Raw genomic sequence first — 13120 nt, forward strand, 5'->3', positions numbered from 1 at the left:
GATGACATGAGGCAATGGTTCGCCGGCAACTTCGAGCTTTCTTTCGATTTTCTGAGGAACTCCACCAATCATCTCTCGGATGCAGTGGGGATTCTCGGCGATCACGGGATAGACTTGGAATTCATCATCGATTCGTTTCCTAACAAGGACCTGGCCATGTCCTCCCTCATGGGCGAGATGATGCCCACCGTTCTCGAATCCATGGATGATGGTGAGACCCACCCGCTGATCGTGGCCATCGAGAACTCGATAGTTCCCTTCGAGGTGGGAGAGCTTGCCACCAGCTCATGCATACTGGGTAGTAGATGCGAGGTCGACATGAGCGAGAGGCAACTGGTGGAGGCCAAGACCCTGAAGACCTTCTCGTACAACTCCGATTCGGGAGGGTTCCTGCCCATCGAGGAGTTCCTCATGGACATAAGGGATTGGGGCTTGAGTGAGGATGCCCTTGACGACCTTGCTACCTACCTGCTGGTCTGGAACAACGGCGAGACAGTGATCACCTCTGTGGATGGTTTGGACATGGACTTCCCGACTGCCCCGGATCTGGAGGACCTCCCGCCCGATTGGCTTCAGCTCTCTATGGACTCCACGCTCATTTCGGTCCAGATATTCATGGAGAGCATTCAGTTCCTCAACGGTTGGGATTACGCCCAGTCGATGGTGAAGACCGGGAAATGGTCACTGCCAGACACCAAGCTGTTCGCTGAGATGAAGCTGTGGAAGAAGGGGATGAACGGGCTTCCAGACATGCCGGGCAGCGCGGGAAAGGCATGGAAGATCATCGACGGCATCGGAAAGGCACTCGACGCCATCGAGGCGGTCCTGATAATCGTGGGATTTGGTTACTCCCTTTATCAGATCCTGAGCAGTGACATGGATCACTCCTCCCCAGAGTTCAACGTGGCCATCGCAACCACGGTGCTTACCGCCGTCTACGCCTTGACGGTGCTTGCCATAGGCATGATACCCGTCGTGGGATGGATAATCGCCCTGGTGATAGCGGGACTGGATTTCTTCACATGGCTTTTCGGCTGGCTGACGGGATGGGGCGGTTCGCTCTCCCAATGGTTCATAGAGTGGATAATCAGCATTATACACAGCGTCACTAAACTGACCAACCTTGATCTGGACATAATCGACAACTTCGTCACCACCTACGATTACGATAACAATGGCCTGACCGCTGGGGACCGGATCGAGTACAAAGCCCTGGCGAGAGGTAGAGCATTCGATGCAAGCGAGAGTCCCTACACCTACTGGAGCGAGATTCATGACAGCTACATCAAGCCGACCTGCAGCATCGTCGCTCCACCAGGATCATACTCGTATGGCGCAACAATACCCACCACACAGGTTGGCAGTCCCGTTGACGGGCACAACTCCGATTACTCTGAGCGCTGGACGGACACCTACTACCAGATAGGGGCCTTCATAGAACCGGGGATCGGGATGAGCAACTTCCCGATCACCGTTAACCTAGATTACGATTACAAGATATGGTACCGTGAGAGGTGGTGGATTCTCTTCGTTCCGTACGATCAGAGGAAGACCTACACGGACTCGGACAGCTCTGAGATGTCCACATTCTACGTGGACGTCATGCCCAATACCCTGGATGAATTCGTAGATTGGAGGGAGATCACTCCTCTCGACAGGGACCATGACGGAGTGAATGACATCGATGAAACGATCACTGACATCTGGAAGTGGGACACCGATGGGGATCGATTGAACGACAAGTTCGAATTGGATATCGGCGCGGATCCCCTCAGATCGGATACTGACGGTGACGGCCTGGACGACAGTATCGAGGTCGTGCAAGGCACCAATACCACGATGGAGGACACCGATGGCGATGGCCTTTCGGACAGCCTGGAGCTGTCGGGCTGGATCGCATTCTTCAAGTACAACGGCACCGAGTTCCTGTGGCTGGCCCACTCCGATCCCCTTCGGAACGATTCCGATATGGACGGTGTGGGTGACCAGTTAGAATACTGGAGCAATCTCAATCCCATGTCCAAGGACACCAATGGTGATGGGATATTCGACGTGGCCAGGATCAGTATAACTTCGACCACCGAGTACGTCGATTATTGGGATGATCATGACTCATGGGTCATGCAGTTCCAGAATCCGATGGATGTGGCGGTGGACGACGACGATGGTTCAGTGTATGTCGTCGACCGGACCGGGAACCGTGTGGTCAAGCTGGATCAAAAGGGAAGGTATCTGACCATATTCGGAGGGTATGGATCAAAAGATGGACAGTTCGCCGACCCATACGATATCGCCGTCGACGGCGAAGGATTCGTTTACGTGGTGGATTCGGGAAATCGGAGGATCCAGAAGTTCGATTCAATGGGCAACTTCGTCCTTGCCTGGGGAAGTGCGGGTACCGGCATAGGACAGTTCATTGGACCCTGGGGCATAGCGGTGGATGCGGAGGGCTTCGTCTACGTGACAGACAAGGCCCTCGATCGGGTCCAGAAGTTCTATTCGAACGGGACGTTCGTGTCGATGTTCGGGGGCACTGGAACCGGAGATGGGCAGCTGAGCGGTCCCAAGGGGATCGTGGTGGATCCTGAAGGCCTTGTGTACGTGGCCGACTCGGCCAACTGCCGCATACATAAGTTCGATACGAACGGGAATTACTCCGGCAAATGGGACACACGCGGGACTGAAAGCAACCCGTTCGGCATCGCGATCGATTCAGAGGGATTCATCCTGACCACGATTTCCAGGTCGAACATGGTCCAGGTGTACAACTCCGAGGGTGAGTTAATCAGACAACTGGGAAGCGCAGGGTCGGGTGATGATCAGTTCAACATACCCATGGGGATAGACACCAGTGAAGATGGATCCATCTTCATAGCGGATTTCGGCAATGCACGCATCCAGGCGTTCAAAACCGATATGACGAGATACGAATTTACTCTCTCACTTGGCAGAGTTGGATCCAGTGCTGGATTGTTCTTCGGGTTGACGGGGTTCATCGCTATCGATGATGACATCGTGTACTTCGCGGATTCGAATGAAAATCGAATCAAGAAGTTCGACATCGACGGCACATACCTCGGAAGTTGGGGCTCATCTGGAACCGGAGATGGTCAATTCAGAAGAATGAATGGAATAGCCGTTGATACGGATGAGTTCGTGTACGTGGTGGATTCGGGCAACGGCCGAATACAGAAGTTCTATTCGAACGGGACGTTCGTCACCTCTTGGGGAATCCCTAGCATAATAGAGGGACAGCCCGGATTCTATTCCGGGGTGGCTGTAGATTCTGACGGCTTCGTTTATGTCACCGATTTGGGCTACGACCGCGTCCTGAAGTTCGACCCCAATGGAACTCTTGTTTCCACATGGGGCTCGTCAGGTTCCGGGCCTGGGAGGTTCAGCTCCCCAAATGACATTGTCGTCGACGCTGAGGGATTCTTGTATGTCACAGATGGGAATAACAACAGGGTGCAGAAGTTCGATTCCAATGGGAGCTTCATACTTGAATTCGGGGGCCTTGGTAGCGGGAATGGTCAGTTAAATTCACCAGTGGGGATTACCGTGGACGGAGAGGGGTCCATCTTCGTTACGGATATGGTGAATAATCGCATACAGAAGTTCGATTCGGAGGGTAACTACCTCACCAAAATGGTGGGGTTCGGATACGAACAGGGGGAGTTCCACAGCCCATTTTCCGTTGCCGTTAACTCCCTCGGGATCGTCTACGTGTTGGATCTGGATTTTGAGTCTTATGGCGATGCTACCATCGAGTGCTTCTTCCATAGTATAGATCCCATTTTCCGTGTCTCCAGTTTCGGCCGGGGCGTTGGGGAACTCCGTGGAGTCGTGATGGATCCATCTGGAAATATTGTGGTGGCTGACACCTACAAGCACCGCATTCAGGAGTACGACTCCAGCGGCACCTTCTTGGATCAGTGGGGCCAATACGGAAAGGATTTTGAACGGTTCCGCCTCCCCAGCGGGATGGTTGCCGGAGAGAACGGCGATTTCTACGTGGTCGAAACAGGCAACAACCGCATTCAGCGGTTCGATTCCAATTGGAATTTCATCAGCGGGTGGGGAACACCTGGCACCGGAGAGGGGGAGTTCACAGAGCCCAGGGGCATTGCCCTCGATTCCCAAGGGTTCGTCTACGTGGTGGATAGCGGCAATTACCGTGTCCAGAAGTTCACCTCCGATGGCACGTTCATCACCGAATGGGGAACACATGGCGCGGGCAACGGTGAATTCAATTCCCCCACCGACATAGCGATCGATTCGAACGGTTTCGTTTACGTCACGGACACGCTTAACAACCGCGTCCAGAAGTTCGATTCAGACGGCAATCTTGCATCCATCTTTGGAGGATTTGGAAGCGGGGATGGACAGTTCAACGGGCCGACAGGGATAGCGGTTGATACCCAGGGATTCACCTATGTGGTGGATGCGGGCAACGACCGGATTCAGAAGTTCTTCACCGGGGGAAGGTTCGAGATATTCATCGAGGATTGGTACGGCAACGATACCCAGAACGTCTGGTTGAGCGATCCTTCTGGCGTGGTGGTGGACGGGGATGGCTTCCTGTACGTGGTCGACGCCGGCAACTACCGGATACAGAAGTGGAGGTCGACCGCCGAGGTCATAATACTCTTCGACCCCGATCTGGTGGACACCGACGGGGACGGCCTGAAGGATGGGGAGGAGACCAAGGGATGGAGCGTGACCTTCACCAATGAGACCGGCATGCTCACCATTCACGTTTCCAGCGATCCTTTCATGAAGGATACGGACTCGGACGGCCTCAACGACTCCGAGGAGTTCGATCTCGGGACAAATCCCTCGGACCTTGACACCGACGGTGATGGGCTTTCGGATTACACCGAGGAGTGTGTTCCGCCCTTCACCGACCCGAGGCACTACGACACGGACGGCGATGGGGTAGATGATGGGAAGGAGAAGAACCAGCGCAGCAACCCCCACCTTCGCGACACCGACGGGGACGGCCTCACTGACAAGGAGGAGTTATTCCACGGTACGGATCCCAACAAAGCGGATACCGACGAGGACGGGCTGACTGACCTGGAGGAGATCCAGTTCGGCTCGGACCCGCTCGACCCGGATTCGGACGGGGACCTGATGTTCGACAACTACGAGAACAGCAGCGGCGCGGATCCCAACAACAACGACTCCGATGGTGATGGGTTAGGTGACGGCTATGAGATATTCTACGAAACCGATCCAAACAACAACGACTCCGACGGTGATGGTCTAGAGGACAAGGAGGAGATAGACAACTGGCTCGATCCGCTGAACAACGACACCGATGAGGACGGGTTACTTGATGGTGATGAGATCAACAACGGCACCGATCCGTTGAACAGGGACACCGACGGGGACGGTTTCCTCGACGGGGAGGACGAGGATTCCACGATCCAGTTCGCAGACAGCCTGGTGCTGGCCTATGATCCCTCCGAGAAGAATGTAGAGTTCGCCCTCAACCTGGGCAACTACACAAACGTTACCGTTGTGACCGTGGCCGAACTGCTCGTCAACCATACAAACGCCTCGCGCATAGTGCTTGTGGGCGAGCCAGAGGAAGGTGAGGTGTGGAGCCTCATCTGCCAGATACTGGAGGATTGCGGCGATGTCCTCGATGACATGAGGAACACGGAGCAGGGAAGAATGGCCGTGAGGAATGGATTGTGGAACGACACCCAGACGGTCGTGATGCTGGCCAACCCGCTGCCCATGGACCACATATCGGTGCTGGGAATACTCAGGGAGAAGACCGTATCTGTCTTCGAGAACTTCGTCATCGTGGAGTACTGCAAGAACCTGAGGACGCGCGGTCTCGATGGCACCTCGTACGATTTCTTCGCCATCGACGATATTGATGTGGTTAAGAAGACCGACACGATGGTCTCGGGGATCGCCGACGAGGAGGGTACCAGACCGAGGATAAACATCACCAAATACGACTCCTCCTCCTCACCTCATGTGCTCGACCAGACATCCGGACTCAAGGCCTGGGAGACGTCCCTCGGAAAGTACATCGAGGTGGACGTCGAGGATCTGGCCCGTCCGGGCATGGAGGTCTACGACAAGTTCCAGATACGGATCTACTACACCCTGGAGGAGCTCGACAGAACGGGGGACGGAGACCTGGACGATCTTGAGGACCTCAACGAGAGCACTCTGGCCCTGTACAAGTACGATGAAATCAAGGGATCCTGGGTGAAGATCGATCCCTCGCTGAGCTGGGTGTTCGAGGTCGGGGTGAACACCACCAACGTCGACCTCTACGGCAATAGCTACGAGGGCTTCGTGTGGGCGACGGTTTCCGAGCTGTCCTTATTCGGAATTGGAGGTTCCATGTCCTTCCTGCATGTGGAAATCGACATCCAGCCTGGGAACAAGTGGAACACAGTCAACCTCATAAGCAACGGATTGATACGCGTAGCCGTTCTAGGATCCGAAGACCTGGATGTCCGCTGGATAGACATCGATACCGTGAACATCGGGGGAGTGAGTCCGGTCATCCTGAGGAACGGGGAGGTGAAGCACACCTTCATGGATGTGAACAATGATGGCCACGAGGACCTGGAGGTGTTCTTCAGGGTCTCAGACCTGGGGAATGCAAGAGTGCTTACCCCGAACAGCCACTCCCTCACGCTCGAGGGGGCCCTGGATGGAGCGCATGGCAACATCCCGTTCATGGGAAGCGATTTCATAATACTCATCATCTGGTTCGACCATGGGTGGAAGGATACTGGCTGCACATCGATGGACGCTCTCCAGCTTCAGCCCTCAATGGTCGTGCGCTCACCTTGAGATCTCCGCCCAGGAATCATCTTTGTGACCGTCGGAAAGAACGGACCCGCTCTTTGACCCCCTCTTTCTCGAGAGGAGCCAGGAACTCCTGCCGACCGCTTCCGATATCCTGTCTAGAATGCCTGAAGGATCTGAGTCCTCCATCCTGATCTGGGAATGTCCTCTAGCCTGACCCTCGACCTTGGGGCGCATCGCCCTGCTCTCTACATCGGCCCATGAGATCATTTCATCGCCGAAGGATACTATGCCGAACTCATTGGTAGACTTTCTACCGGCGTGCGCAGGTTATGATTCGAGAACGAGCGGTTTCACGAAGATCATCTGGCCAACGGCCGAACCGGCCTGCGCCGGTGTAAAAGCTTAATGCCGCTCTGCGAATATTATCATCATGAGCATTTGCGAGGCCAATCTCGAGATCTCCATGAAATCGCACTTGTGCGACATCACCGATCGCTATCCCGAATCCAAGGTGATGGTCTGGTGCAACGCGAACATCCACATGTACGAGCTCCACTCGGAAAGCGTCGATGATCTTGACAGACTGGAGGAGGAAAGCGAGTTCTTCAGGGACAAGAGCGTCATGTTCAAGCGGTCCGGGATGATGCGCCTGCTGAGCTCCGAGTGCGACTGCGACCCGGTGAACATCTCCACCATTCTTCAGGATGAGAACTGCTGGTATGTCCAACCGCTCATCTTCCAGGGCGGAAAGGGGCACTATCGCGTGATCTGCCAGGATCGGGATGGGATCCGGAGGGCGGTCAATCGCATGAAGAACTGGGGGTTCGGTGTGAACCTGGTATCGCTCAAGGACTTCAACTTCGTCTCGTTCGCCACCGAGGTGTTCCTGTCCTCATCGAGCATATTCTCCGGCATAACCGAGAAGCAGCTCAGCGCGCTCACCGAGGCCTTCTCACTTGGATACTTCGATGAACCGAAGCAGGTCGACATGGATTTTCTCGCTAATCGAGCTGGAGTCTCTAGATCTACATACTCTGAGCATCTGAGAAAGGCGGAATCCAAGATCATTTCCAACCTTGCACCGCTTATCAAGATGGTAATGGACAGCAGGAAGGTCTACGGAAATATCTAGTGATCCTAGAGATCGGGCCCTATGAATCGAGCAGTTCGCTGACGAGTCCGACGATTCTCGCCGACGCCTTTCCGTCGCCATACGGATTGATCCATTTCCTCTCGCGGGAGATCATCTGATCCACCGCCCCCACCATCCTTGCGGGATCGACACCGGCAAGAATGTTCGATCCCGCTTTCACCGTCTCCGGTCTCTCTGTATTGTCCCTGAGGGTGACGCACGGAGTCCCTAGGACGCAGGTCTCCTCCTGGACGCCACCCGAATCAGTGAGGACCAACCTTGCATTCGCTTCGAGTTGAAGAAAATCGAGGTAACCCACGGGCTCGATTATCTGAATGTTCTCGACCTCGATGTCGAAGGCCTTGAGCATCTTTCTCGTCCTCGGATGAGCTGGAAAGATCATGGGTATGCCCTCCTTCTCGCTGATCTTCTCAAGCCCCAGAATCATACCGGAGAGGCGATCACTGTAATCCACATTCTCCTGCCTGTGAGCCGTGACCAGGAAGTAGTTGCTCGGCTCGATGCCCAGGTCCCTCAGTGGATGGCTCTTCGTCTTGGATATCTCCATGTTCTGGAACGCTGCGTCGACCACTGTGTTCCCGGTGACGAATACTCCATTGATGATGCCCTCACGAGCGAGGTTCTCCCTGGATTGCTCAGTGGGAGCGTAAAGCTGAGTGGATATGTGGTCTGCAAGAACGCGATTGATCTCTTCCGGCATGGTTCGGTCGTACGATCTAAGACCGGCTTCCACATGACCTACTGGAATATCGAGCTTGGATGCTGCAAGAGCTCCAGCCAACACTGTATTGGTGTCTCCCTGCACCAGCACAACTTCCGAATGATTGTCGATGAGTGCCCTTTCGATCTTAGGGAGCATCCTGCCGGTCTGATTCGCCTGAGTGCCCGATCCAACATCGAGATTGATATCAGGTAAAGGTAACTCCAGCTCCTCGAAGAAGATCCGATCCATCTCGTATGAGTAATGCTGGCCCGTATGGATGGTTTGATATTCCAATCCCCTCTCTTCCAGCTCACGGATGATAGGAGACATCTTGATTATCTCGGGACGGGTTCCAAGTACGACAGATATCATTTCTATTCTCCTGAAATTTCAAGATAGGGCTCTAATGGACCGCTCCTTTTTTCAAATAATAACTCGAATGTTTAAGAAAGGATGTATGTTCAATTGGATATTCGAAATGATTGAAAACACCTCACTTGAACCGCACCGACAGTAAGGTCACTTCACTCAGATTTGTCCGGGCGATGGCAGAGCAACAAACCGATGTTCCTTGGAAGAACGGGATAGAGCTCCGATAGACCTGATTCCTCAACCTTCATCCTGAGCGGCCTAGGAAGGTCCTCTATCTTGGTCACCCTCATTAGAATTTCAATTTCCTCGCCGGAGAAGGTTGCGCCCTCGATGATATTTCTCCTGACCTCCTTGTTCGCGGGACACACCTCCTGGCATCTCAAGCATCCGATCAGGCAGTTGTGCCAAGAACCCTCCAACCACTCTGGGATATCCGACTCCCACTCGTTGAAATAGGTTAGGCATCTTTCAGCTCGAAGAAGGAACCTCGAGCTGTCTATAGCTCCAGTGGGGCAGTTGTCGAGACAGAGATCGCATCTTTCGCACCTGTCCATCTTCCTCTTCTCGTGCCATTCGTGATCTTCGACGGGAAGGTCCGAAGCGTAGATCATGAGCCGGATAAAGCTACCCGCATCCTCCACATATGTTATGTTATTGCGACCATACCTGGCCAAACCACTCCTGACAGCAAGCAGTTTCGCGGGAATACTCAGAAACTCGAACTTGAAACCGCTTGCTCCCAGCGACCTTTCCAGAATGGAATCGATCCTGTCCTTCACACGAAAGAAATCCATGTAGGCAGAAGGAACGATCGCTTCGATCTCCCTATCATCGTAATTGAAACGAAATCGGACCTTCCAAGTCGGGACGCTCAATATCAACAGTGACCTCGGATCATGAAAGCTGTTCTCGATATCGAAATCATAGTATCTTCTGATGTACTCGAGAATTCCCGGGTCTGTTAATCCATCAAGGGTCTGGTTGATCTCGTCCCTTATCTCATTCCAACGGGAGATGGGGATTATCCTCAACTGTATCCCCTCGCTCTGTAATTCTCGTTTGAGGTGGGTAGCGACATTCAATTCGTTCAAGTTCGGACTCCCCGGTTACGATTAGTCCTTGAGAATTATTAATCCTTCTCCCTCCCCAGGGTGGCTAGATCCATGATTGTCTCATGAACTAAGGATCAGAATTCTAAGAACAAGTGACAGCTATGAATTCTGAATGCGAATCAATGTAGGGGAAATAAAATGATATATGATATCCGGCCTAGTGATGAACGGTAATTCCTTGCTGGTGAACTTCCTCTGCTTCCTTTCCAACGCGAACAGCAACCTGAAGTGGATCAAGCTCGACCTAGGGTTCAGGATCGAATCACCTCCTTTGGTGAAGGCGATGGGACTCGTGGACCTCATCGAGCGGAATGTTCCCCTGTGGCAGGCGATCTGATAGACGATCAAGGAAATGCGACCATAGTCTTGAACCAGCTGGAGGCCGATCTGAAATTCGACGAGGACGGCCGCTTGCTACGCATTCCCAACGAGATAATTGAGTTCCAGAAGGAGATCGAGAACGGCTATCTATCGAATCAGCTGGCCAAGATCAGGCTGTTCAAGGAAGGGAATGTCGCCCCGATCGTGAGCTTCTACTATGCCATGGGTGAAGAAGGGCCCAGCCTGATCACTGTCTGCGGACGGGTGGACGTTCCACCCATACCGACCAAGTTAAAATTGGAATTGTTAGAGGTGGATGAGCTACAGGCTCACATCGATGAGCTGGAACTGCCATTTGAATTCCCGTACCTCCAACTTGCCTATGAGCTATACGAGTACTCCTACGAGGTCGCCTCGCCAAAACTCTCATTCCTGATCCTGATGGATGGGTTGGAGGCGCTGTTCAGTCCTGCTACCACGGAGACCAGTTACTCCGTCTCGAGGAATGCCGCGGCACTTTTAGGCACTCCCGAGGAGGAATCCGAGCAGGTGTTCAAGAACATGATGGAACTCTATCGAAAAAGAAGCACCCTGATATACGGGCAACATGAGATCAAGAAGAAGTCGAAGAGGGTGGATGTTCACGACATCGTCTATCTCAGATCGCTCCTCAGAAGGGGGATAATCGGTGCCCACCGTCTTGGATTGGAGAAGGAGAAGCTCTTGAGCCTGCTGAACAAATCGAAACTATAGGGTTCGTCAGAAGTCCAATCGCAAGGGCCGAATAAAGGTTGTCACCCATTCAAATGAAGAATCAAGCCATCGTGTGTCTTTTCCGTAATGAATAAGAGAGAAAGAGACTATTGATAATCATGGTGGGGAAGGTTCAGATCTTGGTAGTTGTGGTTGCCGTTGTTGTGGTGGTGGGAGTCATGGCTTTCCTTTTCATCCCTCAGGGGGAGGGCGATGATGGATACTATGCCCCTTGGCCGATGTTCGGAGGCAACCCCCAGCACAACGGCAGAAGCCCATACCTTGCTGATAGTCCGCCTTTCGAGTTGGAATGGACGCTCGAGTTCGATGGTTTTTGCCATATAATGACCATGGGATGGGACAAGACACTCCTGGCAGTCAATCCCGATGGTTCAGTCAAATGGAATGCATCCCTTGCATGAGGAGCATCTCATTGGGGAATGTCGTTCACCCCCATCATAGGCAACGACGATACGATATACGTTCACAACGACGAGGATGCGATCGTTGCCGTGGGGTCAGAAGGCAATATCCTCTGGCAATTTCCGGTTGATGTGAACTGCTTCGCTTGCGCAATAGGACAGGATGGGACGATATACATCAGCGAGAATGGATTCGAGGGGCAATTCAGCTACATTCATGCGGTCAATCCGAATGGTGAACTGGATTGGACCTACAAGATCTTCGACGGCACGATGATTTCCTCCATCGTCACCTGCAATGATGGCACCATCCTGTTCAGCTGTTGGGACGGCATATACGCATTGAATCAGGATGGCAAGAAGAAATGGTCGTATGATGTCCAGGGGCTGGCCGGGTCCATCGTGATCGGAGAGGAGGGCACCTTATACTTCATGGTGTGGGACTTCGAGGCGGCGGCGACCACTATGTACGCAATATCATGAGAATCATGATCTCACCATCCAAGATATCTATGCGATACTGCATTCATCGCAGGTAGAAGGCGCTCATCTCCTAGCGATTACCGGGTTCTTCGCAACCATTATCAATTCCACAATTCGTATCTCATCGGGGGGATTTATTCTAGGGTCCTCGTGATGCCTTTTTACTCCAAGGTCCTACCTTGAAATCCTCAATGACTGGAGGGGAGATCATTTGAACAGAAAGGAGTGGGCAAAGTCATTGGCATGTTACTTCCTTGTGACACTGCTGACGGTCTCTTGCCTTTTGGTCCTTTTCACGGCCCCCGCGGCGGAATCCGCGGGTGTGCCTGGTGATGATATTGTGAATGATGAAGCAGCTCTGGCCTTGACACCAGCCGCTCCGTCCGAGCCGCTGAACGTGACCGCAGACAGGGGCGACGGATTTGTCTGGCTCTGGTGGGAGCACCCATCGTCCCAGGGGTCGGAGCTGATAAAGAGATACGCAATCTATCGTGGAGACACCTCTGGGGGGCAGGACCCCTCACCCATCGACCATGTAGGGGTGGGGGTAAACTTCTACGAGGACACTGACGTCACCAACGGTGACACCTACTACTACAAGATCACGGCGATCAGCGACTACGGAGAGGGTCCTGAGTCGGACGAAGTCTCGGCCACTCCAAGCGATACGGGAGATGTGCCCGGAGCACCCACCAATGTGGAGGTGACGAACCTTGTCTACTCGGCAGGGATCACCTTCTCCAAGCCCGCGGTTGAGGGTAGCACCACCGTCCGCAGCTACAGCCTGTACAAGGGGGAGACCCCCGAGACCATCGACTACATCTTCAGGATCGCCGAGGGTGACTGGAACACTTTCGAGTTCGAGGACTACGCCAATCCTGGCAACGATTACTACTACGCGTTGAAGGCGGAGAACAGCTACGGGAAGAGCGAGAACTCAACGCCGGTGATGGTCCATGTCGGAGGTACGGGAACAGTGCCCTCCGCGCCACAGAATCTCATCGCCACCCCG

Annotated in this window: 10 protein-coding genes; 7 read left to right on the top strand and 3 right to left on the bottom strand. The window is 53.5% G+C overall.

The window, feature by feature from the left end:
* Positions 1–6831 (top strand): hypothetical protein (locus GKC03_09800; GenBank protein NYT12820.1); only part of this gene is annotated, 6831 nt, incomplete at its 5' end.
* Here the strand turns inward: GKC03_09800 and GKC03_09805 are convergent.
* Positions 6823–7056 carry a hypothetical protein gene (locus GKC03_09805; protein NYT12821.1) on the bottom strand — a complete coding sequence of 78 codons (234 nt, stop codon included), beginning with the start codon at positions 7054–7056 and terminating at the stop codon, positions 6823–6825. The two genes, GKC03_09800 and GKC03_09805, sit on opposite strands and share 9 nt — an antisense overlap.
* Positions 7057–7219: 163 nt before the next feature.
* On the opposite strand from GKC03_09805, the gene GKC03_09810 reads away from it, so the two are divergent.
* A complete protein-coding gene (locus GKC03_09810; GenBank protein NYT12822.1) occupies positions 7220–7921 on the top strand; it encodes a hypothetical protein in 702 nt (233 codons plus the stop codon).
* A 19-nt stretch (positions 7922–7940) separates the two neighbouring features.
* Here GKC03_09810 and wecB read toward each other — a convergent pair whose 3' ends face one another.
* Both wecB and GKC03_09820 read right to left on the bottom strand, forming a co-directional pair.
* On the bottom strand, positions 7941–9017 hold the full coding sequence (wecB, locus tag GKC03_09815; GenBank protein ID NYT12823.1) for a UDP-N-acetylglucosamine 2-epimerase (non-hydrolyzing): 1077 nt from the start codon (positions 9015–9017) through the stop codon (positions 7941–7943).
* A gap of 152 nt (positions 9018–9169) precedes the next feature.
* On the bottom strand, positions 9170–10108 hold the full coding sequence (locus GKC03_09820) for a hypothetical protein (GenBank protein NYT12824.1): 939 nt from the start codon (positions 10106–10108) through the stop codon (positions 9170–9172).
* Positions 10109–10292: 184 nt separating this feature from the next.
* Between GKC03_09820 and GKC03_09825 the strand changes: the two genes are divergently transcribed.
* From GKC03_09825 to GKC03_09845, 5 genes are all read left to right on the top strand, one after another.
* On the top strand, positions 10293–10466 hold the full coding sequence (locus GKC03_09825; GenBank protein NYT12825.1) for a hypothetical protein: 174 nt from the start codon (positions 10293–10295) through the stop codon (positions 10464–10466).
* Entirely contained in the window at positions 10451–11203 is a 753-nt protein-coding gene (locus GKC03_09830) for a hypothetical protein (protein ID NYT12826.1), read from the top strand. The genes GKC03_09825 and GKC03_09830 overlap by 16 nt, the downstream gene beginning before the upstream one ends.
* A 119-nt stretch (positions 11204–11322) precedes the next feature.
* On the top strand, positions 11323–11625 hold the full coding sequence (locus tag GKC03_09835) for a hypothetical protein (protein NYT12827.1): 303 nt from the start codon (positions 11323–11325) through the stop codon (positions 11623–11625).
* Between the two features lie 18 nt (positions 11626–11643).
* Entirely contained in the window at positions 11644–12108 is a 465-nt protein-coding gene (locus GKC03_09840) for a PQQ-like beta-propeller repeat protein (protein ID NYT12828.1), read from the top strand.
* A 211-nt stretch (positions 12109–12319) separates the two neighbouring features.
* Positions 12320–13120, top strand: an 801-nt coding sequence (locus tag GKC03_09845; GenBank protein ID NYT12829.1) for a fibronectin type III domain-containing protein, incomplete at its 3' end; no start/stop codon positions are given.

Source organism: Methanomassiliicoccales archaeon, assembly GCA_013415695.1.
Classification (GTDB): Archaea; Thermoplasmatota; Thermoplasmata; order Methanomassiliicoccales; family JAAEEP01; genus JAAEEP01.